This window comes from Acrocarpospora phusangensis (assembly GCF_016862995.1).
In the GTDB taxonomy this organism is placed as follows: domain Bacteria; phylum Actinomycetota; class Actinomycetes; order Streptosporangiales; family Streptosporangiaceae; genus Acrocarpospora; species Acrocarpospora phusangensis.
This window is the reverse complement of the sequence record NZ_BOOA01000008.1, coordinates 88,217-106,017: the sequence shown is the minus strand read 5'-3', so window position 1 is coordinate 106,017 and position 17,801 is coordinate 88,217. Positions and strand designations below refer to the sequence as shown.

Here is a 17,801-nt window from a genome sequence, read left to right as displayed (position 1 = left end):
GAAAACGGCCCTATCAGCCACGGAAGCCGGACCGGCCCGGAGAAGCCGTCAGGGCCGGGAAAGCGCCGTCCTGCGCAGTGCGGCGGCGATGCCGGCGGCCGCCGCGCCGGGGTCCGGCGAGCCGGTGATCGGGCGCCCGATGACGAGAAGATCGGCCCCGTCGGCGATGGCGGCCTCCGGAGTCGCTACCCTTGCCTGGTCCTGGGTGTCGGCTCCGGCCGGCCGTACGCCCGGGGTGATCAACGTCACGCCGGGACCGACCTCGGCGCGCACCGCGGCGACCTCGCGGGGCGAGCAGACGAGGGCCTGGGCGCCCGCGCCGACGGCCAGCGCGGCCAGCCGCCGCACCGCGTCCCCGGCCGGGCCCTGGATGCCGACCGCGGCCAGGTCGGCCTCCGACAGCGAGGTGAGCAGCGTGACGGCGGCGATCTGGGTCTGCGGCGCGGACTCCACCGCGGCCTTGATCATGTCGGGACCGCCGGTGGCGTGCACGGTCAGGATGGCGGGCTTGAGCCGGGCCACCGCGCGGGCGGCGCCGGCCACGGTGTTCGGGATGTCGTGCAGCTTGAGGTCCAGGAAGATCCGGACGCCGCTGGCTCCGCGAACCGTGGCGAGCACGTCGGGGCCGTAGCGCAGGTAGAGCTCGAGGCCGACCTTGACGGTCGAGACGTGCGGGGTGACCAGGCTCGCCCAGCGGGCCGCCGTCTCCAGGTTGGGTGCGTCCAGGGCGACGGCGATGGGTGCGGGCGTCACAGCGAGCTCTCCTCAAGATCGTTTCTATGGGCGGGGCGGTGGGCCAGGCCGACGGCGTCGGCCAGCCGGTCGAAGCCGCGCTCGTGCAGGAGCTCCTCCAGCTCCCGCAGGATGCGCGGGCAGGCGTACGGGTCATGGAACAGGGTGGTGCCCACGGCGACCGCGCAGGCGCCCGCCAGGACGAGCTCAAGGGCGTCCCGGCCGGACGTGACGCCGCCCATGCCGATCAGCGGCACCCCGGGCAGGGCCGCGTGCACCTGCCAGACGCAGCGGACCGCCAGCGGCCGGATGGCGGGCCCGGAGAGGCCGCCCGCGCCGGCGGCGAGGGCCGGGCGCATGCTGTCCACGTCGATGCTCATCCCGATCGGCGTGTTGATCATGGAGAGCGCGTCGGCGCCGCTGTCCACGCAGGCGCGGGCGATGGCGACCACGTCGGCCACGTCGGGGGCGAGCTTGGCCACCACGGGCACGTCGTAGCGCATCGCGGCGCGCACCGAGGCGACGACCTCGGCGGCGGTGGCGGCGTCGCGGGCGAAGACCCGGCCGCGGTCCTCCACGTTGGGGCAGGACAGGTTGATCTCGACGGCGGTGACCCCGGGCGCGTCGGCCAGCCGCCGGGCCAGCGCCGTGTACTCGGCCACGCTGCCGCCGCCGATGGAGACCACCGTGCGGGTGCCGCGCTCGGCCAGCCAGGGCAGTTCGCGGGCCAGGAACGCGTCCACGCCGGGTCCCTGGAGCCCGACGGCGTTGAGCATGCCGGAGGGCGTCTCGGCCATCCTGGGGGTCGGGCGGCCCGCCCGGGGGGCCATCGTGATGGAGCGGGTGGTGAGCGCGCCGAGGCGGGTCACGTCGGCGAACGGCGCCAGCTCCCGCCCGGTCCCGGCGCAGCCGGCCGCCGCCAGGATGGGGTTGGGCAGCTCGACGTGCGCCAGGTACGCGCGCATGTCAACGGCCACGATCGCCGCCCCGATCGCCGCCCCGATCTCCCCCCGGCGCGCCCAGCGCGTCGAACGGGATCGTGCCCACGTCGTCGAAGCGCACCCGCTCGCCCCGGAACACCGGCCCCTCGACGCAGACCCTGACCATCCTGGTCGCGCCGTCGTCGCCGATCACCGGCACCACGCAGGTCATGCAGACGCCGGTCCCGCAGGCCATGGCCTCCTCGACCGACACCTGCACGGGGATGTCGAACTGCACGCAGACCGCGGTCACCCCGCGCAGCATCGGCATCGGCCCGCACGCGTAGACCACGTCGGCCCGCGTGTCGGCGATCACCTCGGGCAGCACGTCCACGACCGAGCCGCGCATGCCGAGCGAGCCGTCCTGGGTGGTCAGCGTGGTGGTCTCGCCCATGCGGCGGGCCCGGAGCGCGCCGAACACCCGGTCGGAGCTGGCCGCGCCGAGCACGAAGTCGACCCGGCAGTTGCGCTGGTGCAGCGCGTCGGCCAGGGCGAACAGCGGGGCGGAGCCGTACTCGCCGCCGACCAGGAGGCAGGTGGCGGGGTCGCGCGGGAGCGGGAAGGGGCGGCCGAGCGGGCCGACCATGTCGAGCGCGTCGCGCGCCTTGCGGTCGGCCAGCCAGGCCGTGCCGGGGCCGCGCACGGCGAAGACGAACTCCACCGTGCCGCCGTAGTCGGACTTGACGTCGTGGACGGCGAAGGCCCGCCGGGTCAGCATGGAGGTGTGCGGGCCGCCGACGGCCACGGTGACGAAGTGGCCGGGGCGGAACCGGTCGGCGATGCCCGGCGCGACCACGGTCAGCGCGTGGTACGCGTCGACCCGGCGCGTCGTCAGCACCGTCCCCGTCACCTGCACCGGCGTCCCGGCCACTCGTTAACTCCTCGGATCAGCCTCGCAGCCGCCGCGCGTGCTCTTGCAGCGACCGTACGCCCACGTCTCCCCTCAGGATGTGCTGGATGCCCTGTACGGCGGCCGCCAGCCCCTGCACCGTGGTGATGCAGGCGATGCCGCGCAGCACGGCGGCGGTGCGGATCTCGTAGCCGTCCAGCCGCGGCCCGGACTGGCCGGGGCTGCCGAACGGGGTGTTGACGATGAGATCCACCTCGCCGTCCAGGATGCGCCGCACGATCGTCGGCTCACCTCCGGGGCCCGCGCCTTCGCTCTGCTTTCGCACGATCTTGGCATGGACGCCGTTACGGCGCAGCACCTCCGCCGTACCCTCCGTGGCCAGGATCTCGAAACCGAGGTCGGCGAGCGCCTTCACCGGGAAGATCATGGCGCGTTTGTCCTTGTTCGCCACGGACACGAAGGCCCGCCCGGTGGTGGGCAGCCCGCCGTACGCGGCGGCCTGGGACTTCGCGTACGCGGTGCCGAAGAACTCGTCGATGCCCATCACCTCGCCGGTGGAGCGCATCTCGGGCCCGAGCACGATGTCCACGCCCCGGAACCGGTCGAACGGCAGCACGGCCTCCTTGACCGCGATGGGCGCGTCCAGCGGCAGCGTGCCGCCGTCCCCCTCGGCCGGGAGCATGCCCTCGGCGCGCAGCTCGGCCAGGGTGGCGCCCATCATGATCCGGGCCGCCGCCTTGGCCAGCGGCACCGCCGTGGCCTTGGACACGAACGGCACCGTACGGCTGGCGCGCGGGTTGGCCTCCAGCACGTAGAGCACGTTGGCGGCCAGCGCGTACTGCACGTTGAGCAGGCCGCGCACGCCGACGCCGCGGGCGATGGCCTCGGTGGCCGCCCTGATGCGCTTGATGTCGTGCCCGCCGAGGGTGATCGGCGGCAGCGCGCAGGCCGAGTCGCCGGAGTGGATGCCGGCCTCCTCGATGTGCTCCATGACGCCGCCGAGGTAGAGCTCGGCGCCGTCGTAGAGCGCGTCCACGTCGATCTCGATGGCGTCGTCCAGGAACTTGTCGATCAGCACCGGGTGGTCGCTCGCGGCCTTGGACATGTAGGAGGCCAGGGTCTCGTCCTCGTACACGATGGCCATGCCGGCCCCGCCCAGCACGTACGACGGCCGGACCAGCACCGGGTAGCCGATCTCGCCGGCGATGTCCCGGGCCTGCCCGACGGTGAGCGCGGTGCCGTGCCGGGGCGCGGGCAGCCCGGCCTCGGCCAGCACCCGCCCGAACGCGCCGCGCTCCTCGGCCAGGTGGATGGACTCGGGCGAGGTGCCCACGACGGGCACGCCCGCGTCCTTGAGCGCCTGGGCGAGCCCGAGCGGCGTCTGCCCGCCGAGCTGCACGATCACCCCGGCCACCGGCCCGGTGCGCTGCTCGGCATGGACGACCTCCAGCACGTCCTCCAGGGTGAGCGGCTCGAAGTAGAGCCGGTCGGAGGTGTCGTAGTCGGTGGAGACCGTCTCCGGGTTGCAGTTGACCATGACGGTCTCGAAGCCGGCCCGGCTGAGCTCGAAGGAGGCGTGCACGCACGCGTAGTCGAACTCGATGCCCTGCCCGATCCGGTTCGGCCCGCTGCCCAGGATGATCACCTTGGGCCGGTCCCCCTCCGGGACCTCGCTCTCCTCGTCGTAGGTCGAGTAGAGGTACGGCGTGCGCGCCTCGAACTCGGCCGCGCAGGTGTCCACCGTGTTGTAGACCGGCCGCAGCCCGAGCGCGTGCCGCAGGTCGCGCACCCGGATCTCGTCGATGCCGAGGATCTCGGCGATCTGCGCGTCGCTGAACCCGTGGCGCTTGGCCCGCAGCAGGGTGGGCTCGTCGAGATCGGCGATCCCGGTGGCGACCTCGTGCAGCAGCATCAGCTGGTCCAGGAACCAGGGGTCGATCTTGGTGGCCTCGAACAGCTCCTCGATGCCCGCGCCGGCCCGGATGGCCTGCTGCATGGTGCGCAGCCGCCCGTCGTGCGGGGTCCGGCAGGCCGCCAGGAGCTCCCGCTTGTCGCCCGGCTCCCCCGACCAGCTGAAGGAGGACGCCTTCTTCTCCAGCGATCTCAGCGCCTTCTGGAGGGCTTCCGGGAACGATCTGCCGATGGCCATGGCCTCGCCGACCGACTTCATGTGCGTGGTCAGCGTCTGGTCGGCGCCGGCGAACTTCTCGAAGGCGAACCTGGGCACCTTGACGACGACGTAGTCCAGCGAGGGCTCGAAGGAGGCCGGGGTCTCCTTGGTGATGTCGTTGGGCACCTCGTCGAGGGTGTAGCCGATGGCCAGCTTGGCGGCGATCTTGGCGATCGGGAAGCCGGTGGCCTTGGAGGCCAGCGCGCTGGAGCGTGACACGCGGGGGTTCATCTCGATGACGATCATGCGCCCGGTGACCGGGTCCACCGCGAACTGGATGTTGCAGCCGCCGGTGTCCACGCCGACCTCGCGGATGACCGCGATGGCCACGTCCCGCATGTTCTGGTACTCGCGGTCGGTCAGCGTCATGGCCGGGGCGACGGTCACGCTGTCGCCGGTGTGCACGCCCATCGGGTCCACGTTCTCGATGGAGCAGACGATGACCACGTTGTCGTGCCGGTCCCGCATGACCTCCAGCTCGTACTCCTTCCAGCCGAGGATGGACTCCTCCAGGAGCACCTCGGTGGTCGGCGAGGCGTCCAGGCCCGCGCCCGCGATCCGGCGCAGGTCGGCCTCGTCGTGGGCGAAGCCGGAGCCGACCCCGCCCATGGTGAAGGAGGGCCGCACGACCAGCGGGTAGCCGAGGGTCGCGGCCGCCGCCAGGCAGTCGTCCATGCTGTGGCAGATGACGCTGCGCGCCGACTCGGCGTTCAGGCCGCGCTCGGCGGCCACCTTGGCCACGATGCCCTTGAACCGTTCCCGGTTCTCGCCGGCCTGGATGGCCTCGAAGTTGGCGCCGATCAGCTCCACGTCGTACTTGGCCAGCACGCCCGCCTCGTGCAGGGCGACGGCCGCGTTGAGCGCGGTCTGGCCGCCCAGGGTGGGCAGCAGCGCGTCGGGGCGCTCCTTGGCGATGATCTGCTCGATGATGTCCGGGGTGATCGGCTCGACGTAGGTGGCGTCGGCGAACTCCGGGTCCGTCATGATCGTCGCCGGGTTGCTGTTGACCAGGATGACCCGGAAGCCCTCCGCCCGCAGCACCCGGCAGGCCTGGGTGCCGGAGTAGTCGAACTCGCAGGCCTGCCCGATCACGATCGGCCCGGAGCCGATCACCATGATCGACTCGATATCCGTCCGCTTAGGCACCCATGACCTCACAGAACTCGTCGAAGAGATAGGCGGCGTCGTGGGGACCCGCGGCCGCCTCGGGGTGGTACTGCACGCTGAACGCCGGCCGGTCGAGCAGCCGCAGGCCCTCCACGCAGCCGTCGTTGAGGTTCACGTGGCTCACCTCGGCCCGCCCGTACGGCGTGTCGAAGGGCCCGTCCAGCGGCGCCCGTACGGCGAAGCCGTGGTTGTGGGCGGAGATCTCCACCTTGCCGGTGCGGCGGTCCTGGACGGGCTGGTTGACGCCGCGGTGGCCGTACCTGAGCTTGTACGTGCCGAGCCCGAGCGCCCGCCCGAGGATCTGGTTGCCGAAGCAGATGCCGAAGAACGGCTTGCCCGCGTCGAGCACGCCGCGCAGCGCGGCCACCGCGCCGTCGGCGGTGGCCGGGTCGCCGGGGCCGTTGGAGAAGAACACGCCGTCGGGGTCGAGGGCGAGGATCTCGGCGGCGGTCACGGTGGCGGGCAGCACCCGCACCTCGCAGCCGCGCTGGGCCAGCCGCTGCGGGGTCATCGCCTTGATGCCCAGGTCCACGGCGGCGACGGTGAAGCGCCGCTCGCCGACCGCGGGGACGACGTAGGGCTCCCTGGTGGAGACCTCGGCGGCCAGGTCGGCGCCGAGCATGCCCGGTGAGCGCCGGACCCGATCGACCAGTTCCGCGACGGGGGCGAGCGCCGCGCCGGAGAACACCCCGGCCCGCATCGCGCCGCGTTCGCGCAGATGGCGGGTGAGCGCGCGGGTGCCGCGCACGGCGATCCCGACCACGCCCTGCTCCCGCAGGTACTCGTCCAGGGACTTGGTGGCGCGCCAGTTGCTGGTGACCCGGGCGGGCTCGCGGACCACGTAGCCGGCCACCCAGACGCGGCCGGACTCGGGGTCCTCCTCGTTGACGCCGGTGTTGCCGATGTGCGGCGCGGTCATCGCCACGATCTGCCGGTGGTAGGAGGGGTCGGTGAGGGTCTCCTGGTAGCCGGTCATGCCGGTGTTGAAGACCATCTCGCCGAACGTCTCGCCCACGGCTCCGTAGGGGACGCCCTCGAAGACGCGGCCGTCTTCGAGGACCAGGAGCGCACTCATACGACTTTTCCTTCCAGAACGGTCGGCCTGCCCCGCAGGAAGGTCGCCACCACCCGGCCGGGCAGGGTCATCCCCTCGTACGGGGTGTTTCTGCTCTTGGAGACCATCGCGCCGGGGTCCACCGGGGCGCGGACGGACGGGTCGTAGAGCGTGACGTTGGCGGCCGAGCCGACCCGCAGCGGCTGCCCGTGCCCGGACAGCCGGCCGATCCGCGCGGGCCGGCAGGACATCCGGTCCGCCACCGCCGCCCAGTCGAGCAGGCCGGTCTCCACCATGGCCTCCTGCACCGCGCTCAGCGCCGTCTCCAGGCCGATCATGCCCATCGCGGCGGCCGCCCACTCGGTCTCCTTGTCCTCGACCGGGTGGGGCGCGTGGTCGGTGGCGACGCAGTCGATCGTGCCGTCGGCCAGGGCCTCGCGCAGCGCCCGCACGTCCTCCGCGGTGCGCAGCGGCGGGTTCACCTTGTAGATCGGGTTGTACGGCCCGACCGGCGAGCTCTCCGCGCACGCGTCGGTGAGCAGCAGGTGGTGCGGGGTGACCTCGGCGGTGACGTCCCAGCCCTTGGACTTGGCCCAGCGGATGATCTCCACGGAGCCGGCCGTGGAGACGTGGCAGACGTGCAGCCGGGAGCCGACGTGCGCGGCCAGCAGGCAGTCCCGCGCGATGATCGCCTCCTCCGCCACGGCGGGCCAGCCGGCCAGGCCGAGCCGCCCGGAGACCTCGCCCTCGTTCAGCTGGGCGCCCTCGGTGAGGCGGGGCTCCTGGGCGTGCTGGGCGACGACGCCGTCGAACGCCTTCACGTACTCCAGCGCCCGGCGCATCAGCACCGCGTCGGAGACGCACTTGCCGTCGTCGGAGAAGACCCGGACCCGGGCCGCGGAGTCGGCCATCGCGCCCAGCTCGGCCAGCTGCCTGCCCTCCAGGCCGCTGGTGACCGCGCCGACCGGCTGCACGTCGCAGTGGCCGTACTCCTGGCCGAGCCGCCAGACCTGCTCGACCACGCCGGCGGTGTCGGCCACCGGTGAGGTGTTGGCCATCGCGTGCACGGCGGTGTAGCCGCCCCGGGCGGCGGCCTGGGTGCCGGTCTCGACGGTCTCGGCGTCCTCCCGGCCGGGCTCGCGCAGGTGGGTGTGGAGGTCCACCAGGCCGGGCAGGGCGAGCAGCCCGTCGGCGTCGAACACGGTCTCGCCGCCGAGCCCCGGGCCGATCTCGGCGATCAGGCCGTTGTCGATCCTGAGGTCGACGGGGTCCCCGCCGAGGATGCGGGCGTTCCTGATGATCATTTGACCTCTCCCCCGATCGCGCCGCCGAGCAGCAGGTACAGCACGGCCATCCGGACGGTCACGCCGTTGCCGACCTGCTCCACGATGGTCGAGCGCGGCGAGTCGGCGACCTCGGCGGAGATCTCCATCCCGCGGTTCATCGGGCCCGGGTGCATGACGATGGCGTCGTCGTGCAGCTTGGCGAAACGCTGCCGGTCCAGGCCGTACCGGCGGCTGTACTCGCGGGCGGACGGGAAGAACGCCGCGTTCTGGCGCTCCAGCTGGACGCGGAGCATCATCACCACGTCCGACTTGGGGAGCACCGCGTCCAGGTCGTACGAGACCTGGCAGGGCCAGTTCTCCACGGCCACGGGGAGGAGGGTGGGCGGGGCGACCAGGGTCACCTCGGCGCCGAGGGTGGACAGCAGGAGCACGTTGGACCTGGCCACCCTGCTGTGCAGGACGTCGCCGACCACGGCCACCTTGAGGCCCTCCAGGCGGCCCATCCTGCGGCGCATGCTGAAGGCGTCCAGCAACGCCTGGGTGGGGTGCTCGTGGGTGCCGTCCCCGGCGTTGACCACGCTGCCGCGGACCCAGGTGGCCAGCCGGTGCGGGGCGCCGGAGGCGCTGTGCCGGATCACCACGGCGTCGGCGCCCATGGCCTCCAGGGTGAGCGCGGTGTCCTTGAGCGACTCGCCCTTGGAGACGCTGGACCCCTTCGCGGAGAAGTTGATGACGTCGGCGGAGAGCCGCTTGGCCGCCGCCTCGAAGGAGATGCGGGTGCGGGTGGAGTCCTCGAAGAAGAGGTTGACCACGGTGCGGCCGCGCAGCGTCGGCAGCTTCTTGATGGAGCGCTCGGAGACCCGGGCCAGCTCCTCCGCGGTGTCCAGGATGAGCAGGGCGTCGTCGCGGCCGAGGTCGCCCGCCGAGATGAGGTGCTTCACCGCGCCACCTCCTTGACCAGCAGCACGGCGTCCCTGCCGTCGGTCTCCTCCAGGTAGACCCTGACCTTCTCGCTCTTCGCGGTGGGCAGGTTCTTGCCGACGTAGTCGGCCCTGATGGGCAGCTCCCGGTGGCCCCGGTCGACCAGGGTGGCCAGCTGCACCGCGCGGGGGCGGCCCAGGTCGTTCAGCGCGTCCAGGGCGGCCCGCACCGTACGGCCGGAGAAGAGCACGTCGTCCACCAGGACCACGATCTTGTCGTCGATGCCGCCGGGCGGCAGGTCGGTGTGGCCGAGCGGCCGGGCGGGCTTGAGCCGGAGGTCGTCGCGGTACATCGTGATGTCCACGGCCCCGACGGGCACCTTGCGGCCCTCGAACTGGGCGACGCGCTCGGCGATGCGGCGGGCCAGGGTGGCGCCTCGGGTGGGGATGCCGAGCAGGACGACGCTTTCCGCGCCCTTGGTGCGCTCCAGGATCTCGTGCGCGATGCGGGTCAGGGCCCGGTGGATGTCGGGGGCTTCCAGGACCGCGCGGGAGTGGTTCCGCTGAGCCGGATCCCCGCCGGAAACAGGGGGATTTTGGGCATCGGACATGAAAAAATCACCGCCTTTCCCGCCTCACGGGACGGGTCTTAAAAGGGTGTCAGGCCATAGAACACTACCAGGCCCCCGCCGTTGGCCAGGGACGATACCTCCCAGCAGGCATCGAACCGGCCCCGCCCGAAACCAGAGGATGGCTCGGTTGTCGGGGAGAGCACTGTTTGGCCATCTTTTCCCAATCGACTTGACCTTTGCCTGTCACGGCTTTACCGTCACTGTCCGTAACCACAACTCGCGACCTTCCTGGGTAAAACCCGACGCAGTGGTCACCGAAGGTGCCTGCCCCCAGGTACAGCCCCGGTGGTTAGTGCATTCGGTACAAGGACGCACAATCAACCTAAGAACAGACATAGAAAGCCGGGGGCCATACGATGCCGTCTGACTACGCGAAGTCCCTTGGCGCGCGCCTGCGCGCCATCCGCACCCAACAGGGACTGTCCTTGCATGGGGTCGAAGAGAAGTCCCGGGGCCGGTGGAAGGCCGTCGTCGTCGGGTCGTACGAGCGTGGGGATCGTGCGGTCACGGTGCAGAAGCTGGCCGAGCTGGCGGACTTCTACGGGGTGCCCGTCTCGGAACTGTTGCCGGGCGGGGCCGCGCCCTCTCCGCTGCTGCCGACACCCAAGCTGGTCATCGACCTGGAGCGGCTCTCCCAGTTGCCGAAGGACAAGGCCGGTCCGCTGGCCCGCTACGCCGCGACCATCCAGTCGCAGCGCGGCGACTACAACGGCAAGGTGCTGAGCATCCGCCAGGAGGACCTGCGCTCGCTTGCCGTGATCTACGACAAGTCGCCGTCCGAGCTGACGGAGGAGTTCATCAGCTGGGGTGTGCTGGACGCTGAGGCCCGCCGGGCGGTCGAATCCTTCTGATTCTCTTGGCCCTTCGCTGAATCCGGCATGATCGCGGCTCCCCCTCCCGCCTGAGGGGGAGCGCGAAGATCTACCCGCGCCACCTTGGAAAAACAGGGCAAAGGGCGATAAAACTTCCTTCCAGGAGATTTAGCGGGAGGAAGTAGACAATGGGCCTATCCACGCGTGAACGCCGCACGCTCGACGACATCGCGCGCCGGACGCGCGCCGAGGACCCGGCGCTCGCCGACCGCCTGTCCGCGCACGGCACCGGCGCCGTCCACGCCGAGATGCTGCCGTCCCGGCCGCAGGCCTGGCCCCTGATCACCCTCGCCGTGCTGCTCGCCGGCTGCGCGTTCCTCTACGCCATCAGCACCCCAAAGTAGAAAAAATCACCTTTTAAAACTGCGGTTCACCACCCCAGGTGCCGGGCACGTCACCGTTTGTCGCACGCGCCGAGCACGGGGGGATCATGGCTTTCCACGTCGATTCCGAAGTGGGGCCGCTGCGGCAGGTGCTGCTGCACATGCCGGACCTCGCGCTCAAGCGGCTGACCCCCACCAACATGGGGGACCTGCTCTTCGACGACGTGCTCTGGGTGCACCGGGCCATGGAGGAGCACCAGGAGTTCCAGCAGGTGCTGCGGGACCGCGGCATCAAGGTGACCATGCTGATCGATCTGCTCCGGGAGACGGTCGAACTGCCCGAGGCCAGGAAGCACATCCTGGACCGCAGCATCGACGAGCGCTGGTTCGGGCCGCTGGCCACCGACGCCGTGCGCAACGCCCTCGACGCGCTGGACTCCGCCGAGCTCGCGCCGTACCTGACCGGCGGGATCACCAAACGCGAGATCATGGAGCTGGGCTGCGACCCCAAGTCCCTTGCCTTCCACACGCTCGGCCCGGACGACTTCGTGCTGCCGCCGCTGCCCAACCACCTGTTCACCCGGGACACCTCGTGCTGGGTCTACGACGGCGTCTCCATCAACGCGATGCGCAAGAAGGCCCGCCGCCGCGAGACCGTCAACATGGAGGCGATCTACAAGTACCACCCCAAGTTCGCGGGCGGGTACGGCATCGACTTCCACCTCTGGAACGAGGGCACCCCGATGGCCCCCGCCACCATCGAGGGCGGCGACGTGCTGGTCATCGGGCGGGGCGCGGTGCTGGTCGGGATGAGCGAGCGCACCCAGCCGCAGGCCGTCGAGATGCTCGCCCAGAAGCTCTTCCGGGCCGGCTCGGCCCAGCGCATCGTCGCGCTGAGCCTGCCGAAGACGCGGGCGTTCATGCACCTGGACACGGTGATGACCAACGTGGACGTGGGGGTGTTCACCAAGTACGCCGGGCTGGGCATGCTGCCGTCGTACACGATCGAGCCCGGGGACACCGACAAGGAGCTGAAGGTCACCGACCATCCGGCCGAGGACATGCACCGGGCCATCGCGCGGGCGCTGGACGTGGACGACATCACGGTGCTCACCGCGGTCCAGGACGTGCACGCGGCGGAGCGGGAGCAGTGGGACGACGGCTGCAACGTGCTGGCCGTGGAGCCGGGGGTGGTGGTCGCCTACGAGCGCAACACCACGACCAACAACTTCCTGCGCTCCCACGGCATCGAGGTCATCACCATCCGGGGCAGCGAACTGGGCCGGGGGCGGGGCGGCCCGCGCTGCATGAGCTGCCCACTCGAACGCGGCGGGATCTAAACGGCAGGATCTAAGGGAAACCAGGCGACACTATCCAGGCGGTATGCGCACAGCGGGACCGCGCGGGCTGTCCCGCAGTCGCGATTCGCACAGCGGAACCGGGCGGGTTGCCGCGAAGACACCATTCACGCAGCGGAACCGGACGGGTTGCTCCAGAGACAACATTCGCACGGCGGAACGGGACGGGTTGTCCCGGAGGCGCGATTCGCGCAGCGGAACCGGGCGGGCGGGGGCGGGGATTCGTTCAGCCGGCCTGCCGGGGTTCTCTTCAACCGGCCATGGGGAGGGTGCGCTGGGTGACGACGCCCAGGGTGGACTCGATGATGGTGACGAAGCCCTCGGCCTCGGCGATGAGTTCGTCGGCGTCGTGGGCGCTGACCAGGTGCACCAGGCCGGCCTCGGCGGCGGCGCGCTTCTTGGCGCTGACCGCGAAGTAGGCGGCCCACTGGGAGAGTTCGGGCTGGGCCTCGGGCAGGAGCTCCCAGGCGCTGCGCAGCCGCCGGCGGCGGCCGTCGATGGGCTGGGGGCGGGCGGCCAGGATCGCCGCGGCCGCGCGCAGGGCCGCGAGGTGGGCGTTGATGTAGCGCTCGGCCGGGGACGTGGCGATGGTGGCGTCCGCGAGGCAGGTGCGGGCGTCGGTCAGGTGTGCGAGAACGGTCCGCGACACTTTGGGCCCGGCGGGCCCGTTCTGCGGTCCGGTCATGCCAGCCTCCTAGGGCTTGGTGGCCTCCGGCGGTCTCCGCCGGTGGAATCACACTCGCAGACGCCACCGACAATTCCGCCTGTGGTTCCGCCTTCCGCTTCGCGTGCTGTCGGTCCGGTGCCTGCGTGGCCGGACGAGGAGCTTCCCCTCTCCCCGTCCGGCCCAAGTTCCGGGGCCGCGCTCCCGCTCGACGCCGCCGACGACGGGGAGCGCAGGCCCCTCTTGGGAGTGAGAGCAGGCCGCGAGTCCCACTCTCACACCTCGAACATAGATTCGACCAAGGTCAAAGTCAAGCGATTCGCCGAACAAGGGTTCGATCAATGACGCTCTCCGGCACTCTCCGCACACGAAAACGGCCCCACGCCTGGGAGGGCGCGGGACCGTTCAAGCGGCCCAGCCGACAGACCCGATCGAATCCGATACGGCCTGGGCCTTGCCGAACATGGCCGGGCCGATAGGGCCTGGCCCGGCTTTGGTCAGCGGGCGAACTTGCCCCTTACGTGCACGGGAACGCCCGTGCCCAGCTGGCCGGGGAGGATCTCGGCGACGTGCATCGGGAGCCGTACGCAGCCGTGGGAGGCCGGGTAGAGCGGCACCGACAGCGCGCCGTGGAAGGCGATGCCGCCGTTGAAGAAGATCGGGTTGTACAGCTGGCCCAGGTAGGACTTGTGCCAGCCGTCGCGCCGCCAGGTCGTCTTGTAGTTCCCGGTGGGCGTGCGCGCGTCGCCGGTGAACTTCGTGCGCTTGCCGTTCCACACCGCGTACTCGACGTACGGGATGCCGCTGCCGGACGAGATGTGGGTGATCAGGCGGATCTGCCCGCCCCGGTAGAGGACCATGACCTGCTTGGTCAGGTTGACCTCGGCCCGGTCCGGCTTGCCGTTCGGCACCAGGACCCGGGGCTGCGCCGGCTGCTCCAGCGCCCGCCACGTCCTGGCCGCGATCGTGCTGGACGGCTTGAGGCCCTGGACCTTCTGGAAGGCCCAGACGGCGGACTGGGTGGCGCCGCCGTACTTGCCGTCGATCTTCCCCGGCAGGTACCGGAGTTCCTTGAGCCGCGTCTGGAGCGCCTTGACCGCCGCCCCCTTGGCACCCAGTTTGAGCGTCTTGCCCGGTGCCGTGAACGGCGCCGGCTCCCAGGCCGACACCAATCGGACCGCTCCAAGGTCCGAACCGGCCTCAGTCACCGCCGCGGTGCCCGCCGCGGCCGGACGTGCCTGCTCAGCACCCGTCACAGCGCAACCGGACAGCGCCACGGCCACCGCCGATAACAGCGCCGCGGCGGCGAGATGACGGCGTCGAGCCCTCATCTACATCAACCCCCTCAAATACACCATGCGTAGACCAAGGAACCTAGCGCACGGTGTGCTCGGTCCCTTGTGGGGGCAATGAGGTCGTTATCGAATCTCGTACCCTCCTGTTCTGGTTAGAGTTGGCGCGTGCCGGAAAAGTTGCATCCCAATGTCGCTCATGTCGCCTCAATCTTGAACGAACGGGGTGTAACCGGCGAAATCGTCGTCTTCGACGAGTCGATGCCGACCGCGGCGGCGGCCGCCGCGCGGCTGGGCTGCGACGTCGGGGCGATCGCCAACAGCCTGATCTTCGACGCGGACGGCGCGCCGCTCCTGGTCCTCACCAGCGGCGCGCACCGCGTGGACACCGGCCTGGTCGCCGGCCTGGTCGGCGCGAGCCGGGTGCGCCGGGCCACCGCGGAGTTCGTCCGCGCCCACACCGGTCAGCCCATCGGCGGCGTCGCCCCCATCGGCCACCCGGCGCCGGTGCGCACGCTGGTCGACACCTGGCTCGCCCGGCATCCGGTGGTCTGGGCCGCCGCGGGTCATCCGTACACGATCTTCCCGACCACGTTCGAGGAGCTGCTGAAGCTCACCGACGGCACCCCGGCCGACGTCGAATAGCCGCCATGCCCAGGCGGAACAGGGCACAAAAAGGGCAGACGCCTACAGAAGTTTCACGAGAGGTGCTTTCCTGACAACCGAACGGGCTTCGGGCGGGCGCATTTGCTAGTGTGCAACGCGTGATCGAATTGCGGCGGGGTGGAGCGGAGACGTTCGTCGGCTCGCTTGAGACCGTACTCGACATTTACACGGCCGCGATGCGGCCGCCGCCCGACCAGCTCTCCGGCCGCATGGCCATCATGCGAAATCACGCGACATATCCGGAATTCGTCTGCGTGTTCGCCGGCAATCCGGAGATCGTCGGATTCGCGTACGGCTTCCGCGGCGCGCAGGGCCAGTGGTGGCACGACGTGGTCCGCCGGGCCCTGTTCGAGCGGGCCGGACCGGTGATCGCGGACGACTGGTTCGGCCACGCGCTGGAACTCGCCGAGATCCACGTGCGCCCCGACTACCAGGGCAAGGGCGTCGGACGCGGCATGATCAGAGCCATCTGCGAGGGCCGGACCGAGCGGACCGCCGTCCTCTCCACGCACGACGCGCCCACGGCCGCCCGGCACCTCTACCGCAGCATCGGCTTCCTGGACCTGATGACCGAGTTCGTCTTCCCCGGCGGCTACGAGTCGTACGCGATCGCCGGGGCCAGACTCCCGCTCCCCCAGACGCCCTAGACGACCGCCGCCGGGACCAGCGCCTGGAACACTTCCCTGGTCGCGCTGGACCGGTTGAAGGTGATGAAGTGGATGCCGGGCGCGCCCTCGTCCAGCAGGGTCTGGCAGAGCTCGGCGGCGTGCTCGATGCCCAGCTGCCGCACGGCCTCGGGGTCGTGGGCCACGGCCTCGAACCGGGCCGCCACCTCGGGCGGGAACGGCGCGCCGGACAGCTGCTCGGAGCGGGCGATCGTGCTCAGCTGGGTGACCGGCATGATGCCGGGGATGATCGGCGTGTCACAGCCCCTGGCGGCCACCCGGTCCCGCAGCCGCAGGTAGTCGTCGGCCTTGAAGAACATCTGGGTGATCGCGTAGTCCGCGCCCGCCCGGCATTTGCGCACGAACTGCTCGGTGTCCGACTCGATCGTCGCCGACCTGGGGTGCTTGTACGGAAAAGCCGCCACCCCCACGCAGAACTCCCCCGACTGCCGGATCAGCCGGACGAGGTCCTCCGCGAACTCCACGCCCTCCGGGTGCTTCACCCAGGCGCCCATCGGATCCCCCGGCGGGTCGCCCCGCACGGCCAGGATGTTGCGGACCCCGGCGTCGGCGAACCGGCCCACCAGGTGCCGCAGCTCCCTGATGGAGTGGTTGACCGCCGTGAAGTGCGCCACCGGCGTGAGCGTGGTGCCGTGGGCGATGCGTTCGACGATGTCGACCGTGCGGTCCCGGGTTCCGCCGCCCGCGCCGTACGTGACGGAGACGAAGGTCGGGCGCAGGGCCTCCAGTTCCCGGATGGCCCGCCACAGCTGCCGTTCCCCCTCGTCGCTCTTCGGCGGGAAGAACTCGAAGGAGAAGGATCGCTCGCCGGCGGCCAGCAGGTCCTTGACCGTCGGGGCACGGTCAGGAAAACGCGACGGAAGTCCCAGAGACATACCCCACAGGTTACAGGTAGCTTCCCGGCCCGCTGGAGATCGCAAATCCCCATTCATGATCATTAGCCTCATCCACCCCGCGTGAAGGGGATAAGGATCAACGGAAGATACCCTCTCATTTATGACAAATGCCCCGGGCCCGCTGGAGCTCATCCGGCCGGAAGTGGACCGCGCCCTGCTGCGCTTCCTCGACCGCCAGCGTCCCGCGTTCGACGACCCCGACCTGATCGCGGTGCTGTCGGCGGCCGAGGACTTCCTCGCGGGGGGCAAGCGGCTGCGCCCGGCCTTCTGCTACTGGGGCTGGCGGGCGGCGGGCGGCGGCGCCGACCCCGGCGTCTACACCGCGGCGGCCTCGCTGGAGCTGCTCCAGGCCAGCGCGCTCGTGCACGACGACGTGATGGACTCCAGCGACATGCGCCGGGGCATGCCGTCGGCGCACCGCCGGTTCGAGAAGCTGCACCTGGACGCGGAGTGGCGCGGCTCGGCCCTGCAGTTCGGCGAGGGCGCGGCCATCCTGCTCGGCAACCTGATGCTGATCTGGTGCGGCGAGATGTGGCGCACCAGCGGCCTGCCGGCCGAGTCGCTGACCGCCGCCCAGCCGGTCTTCGACCACATGCTGACCGAGCTGATGAGCGGGCAGTACCTGGACCTGCTGGAGCAGGCGCACGGCGAGAGCACCTTCGACAGCGCGCTGCGGGTGGCCCTCTACAAGAGCGGCAAATACTCGGTCGAGCAGCCGTTGCGCCTCGGCATGGTGCTGGCCGCCCGGTCGCGCGAGCCGTGGATCGACCGCTTCTGCGCCGAGTACGGCCAGAAGGTGGGCATCGCCTTCCAGCTCCGCGACGACGTGCTGGGCGTCTTCGGCGACCCGGTGGAGACCGGCAAACCGGCCGGGGACGACCTGCGCGAGGGCAAGCGCACCATGCTGATCGCGCGTACGCTCGCGGCGGCGTCCCGGGCGCAGGCGCAGGAGGTGCGGAACCTGCTGGGCGATCCGAAGCTGGACGCCGAAGGGGTGGCCCGGCTGCGCGGGGTGATCGAGGAGACCGGGGCGCTGGCCTACTGCGAGGACATGATCCGGCGCTACCTGGACGACGCGCTGGCGTCGCTGGAGACGGCGGGGATCACGGCCGCGGCTCGGGAGTCCCTGGCGGCGCTGGCCGTCGCGGCGACCGCACGACGTACCTAAATCCCATCTTTTTAGGATGTTTGAGCGCCTGACTCCGTCCATCTTCGGGGGTACTGCCCCTTCGGCCGGATGTCAGGTGAGCTCG

17 protein-coding genes are annotated in these 17,801 nt (G+C 70.9%); 6 read left to right on the top strand and 11 right to left on the bottom strand.

What is annotated here, in order from left to right:
* Positions 1–48 precede the first annotated feature (48 nt).
* Genes pyrF through pyrR form a run of 8 tightly spaced genes read right to left on the bottom strand, consistent with a single transcriptional unit; the run spans position 49 to position 9,770 of the window.
* Positions 49–753 carry an orotidine-5'-phosphate decarboxylase gene (gene pyrF / locus Aph01nite_RS07065; protein ID WP_204039941.1) on the bottom strand — a complete coding sequence of 235 codons (705 nt, stop codon included), beginning with the start codon at positions 751–753 and terminating at the stop codon, positions 49–51.
* Positions 750–1,709 carry a dihydroorotate dehydrogenase gene (locus Aph01nite_RS07060; RefSeq protein ID WP_204039940.1) on the bottom strand — a complete coding sequence of 320 codons (960 nt, stop codon included), beginning with the start codon at positions 1,707–1,709 and terminating at the stop codon, positions 750–752. The genes pyrF and Aph01nite_RS07060 overlap by 4 nt, the downstream gene beginning before the upstream one ends.
* Positions 1,699–2,583 carry a dihydroorotate dehydrogenase electron transfer subunit gene (locus Aph01nite_RS07055; protein WP_239161449.1) on the bottom strand — a complete coding sequence of 295 codons (885 nt, stop codon included), beginning with the start codon at positions 2,581–2,583 and terminating at the stop codon, positions 1,699–1,701. Before Aph01nite_RS07055 ends, Aph01nite_RS07060 begins: the two co-directional genes overlap by 11 nt.
* A gap of 16 nt (positions 2,584–2,599) precedes the next feature.
* Positions 2,600–5,878, bottom strand: a complete 3,279-nt coding sequence (gene carB, locus Aph01nite_RS07050) for a carbamoyl-phosphate synthase large subunit (RefSeq protein WP_204039939.1) — start codon at positions 5,876–5,878, stop codon at positions 2,600–2,602.
* A complete protein-coding gene (carA, locus tag Aph01nite_RS07045; protein ID WP_204039938.1) occupies positions 5,871–6,974 on the bottom strand; it encodes a glutamine-hydrolyzing carbamoyl-phosphate synthase small subunit in 1,104 nt (367 codons plus the stop codon). The genes carB and carA overlap by 8 nt, the downstream gene beginning before the upstream one ends.
* Positions 6,971–8,257 carry a dihydroorotase gene (locus Aph01nite_RS07040; protein ID WP_204039937.1) on the bottom strand — a complete coding sequence of 429 codons (1,287 nt, stop codon included), beginning with the start codon at positions 8,255–8,257 and terminating at the stop codon, positions 6,971–6,973. The genes carA and Aph01nite_RS07040 overlap by 4 nt, the downstream gene beginning before the upstream one ends.
* Positions 8,254–9,180 (bottom strand): aspartate carbamoyltransferase catalytic subunit, encoded by a 927-nt coding sequence (locus tag Aph01nite_RS07035; RefSeq protein ID WP_204039936.1) that lies wholly within the window; start codon positions 9,178–9,180, stop codon positions 8,254–8,256. Before Aph01nite_RS07035 ends, Aph01nite_RS07040 begins: the two co-directional genes overlap by 4 nt.
* Positions 9,177–9,770 carry a bifunctional pyr operon transcriptional regulator/uracil phosphoribosyltransferase PyrR gene (pyrR, locus tag Aph01nite_RS07030; RefSeq protein WP_204039935.1) on the bottom strand — a complete coding sequence of 198 codons (594 nt, stop codon included), beginning with the start codon at positions 9,768–9,770 and terminating at the stop codon, positions 9,177–9,179. The genes Aph01nite_RS07035 and pyrR overlap by 4 nt, the downstream gene beginning before the upstream one ends.
* Positions 9,771–10,147: 377 nt before the next feature.
* On the opposite strand from pyrR, the gene bldD reads away from it, so the two are divergent.
* The 3 genes from bldD to Aph01nite_RS07015 all read left to right on the top strand — a co-directional run bounded on the left by bldD (position 10,148) and on the right by Aph01nite_RS07015 (position 12,326).
* On the top strand, positions 10,148–10,642 hold the full coding sequence (gene bldD / locus Aph01nite_RS07025) for a transcriptional regulator BldD (protein WP_155352052.1): 495 nt from the start codon (positions 10,148–10,150) through the stop codon (positions 10,640–10,642).
* 149 nt (positions 10,643–10,791) lie between these two features.
* A complete protein-coding gene (locus Aph01nite_RS07020; RefSeq protein ID WP_204039934.1) occupies positions 10,792–11,007 on the top strand; it encodes a DUF3040 domain-containing protein in 216 nt (71 codons plus the stop codon).
* A gap of 86 nt (positions 11,008–11,093) precedes the next feature.
* Positions 11,094–12,326, top strand: a complete 1,233-nt coding sequence (locus tag Aph01nite_RS07015) for an arginine deiminase (protein WP_204039933.1) — start codon at positions 11,094–11,096, stop codon at positions 12,324–12,326.
* A 268-nt stretch (positions 12,327–12,594) separates the two neighbouring features.
* Here the strand turns inward: Aph01nite_RS07015 and Aph01nite_RS07010 are convergent, their stop codons facing one another.
* Complete coding sequence (locus Aph01nite_RS07010; protein ID WP_204039932.1) at positions 12,595–13,029, bottom strand: SAV_6107 family HEPN domain-containing protein; 435 nt, start codon at positions 13,027–13,029, stop codon at positions 12,595–12,597.
* A gap of 476 nt (positions 13,030–13,505) precedes the next feature.
* Entirely contained in the window at positions 13,506–14,339 is an 834-nt protein-coding gene (locus tag Aph01nite_RS07005; RefSeq protein WP_204039931.1) for a L,D-transpeptidase family protein, read from the bottom strand.
* 141 nt (positions 14,340–14,480) lie between these two features.
* Here Aph01nite_RS07005 and Aph01nite_RS07000 point away from each other — a divergent pair, with 141 nt between their 5' ends.
* The gene (locus Aph01nite_RS07000; protein WP_204040004.1) at positions 14,481–14,945 is read left to right on the top strand and encodes a YbaK/EbsC family protein; all 465 of its coding nucleotides are present in this window, start codon (positions 14,481–14,483) and stop codon (positions 14,943–14,945) included.
* A gap of 119 nt (positions 14,946–15,064) precedes the next feature.
* Complete coding sequence (locus Aph01nite_RS06995) at positions 15,065–15,613, top strand: GNAT family N-acetyltransferase (protein WP_239161448.1); 549 nt, start codon at positions 15,065–15,067, stop codon at positions 15,611–15,613.
* On the opposite strand, the gene metF is transcribed toward Aph01nite_RS06995, so the two are convergent.
* A complete protein-coding gene (gene metF, locus Aph01nite_RS06990) occupies positions 15,610–16,527 on the bottom strand; it encodes a methylenetetrahydrofolate reductase [NAD(P)H] (RefSeq protein ID WP_204039930.1) in 918 nt (305 codons plus the stop codon). The two genes, Aph01nite_RS06995 and metF, sit on opposite strands and share 4 nt — an antisense overlap.
* A gap of 121 nt (positions 16,528–16,648) precedes the next feature.
* On the opposite strand from metF, the gene Aph01nite_RS06985 reads away from it, so the two are divergent.
* Positions 16,649–17,716 (top strand): polyprenyl synthetase family protein, encoded by a 1,068-nt coding sequence (locus tag Aph01nite_RS06985; RefSeq protein ID WP_204039929.1) that lies wholly within the window; start codon positions 16,649–16,651, stop codon positions 17,714–17,716.
* Positions 17,717–17,801: the final 85 nt, after the last annotated feature.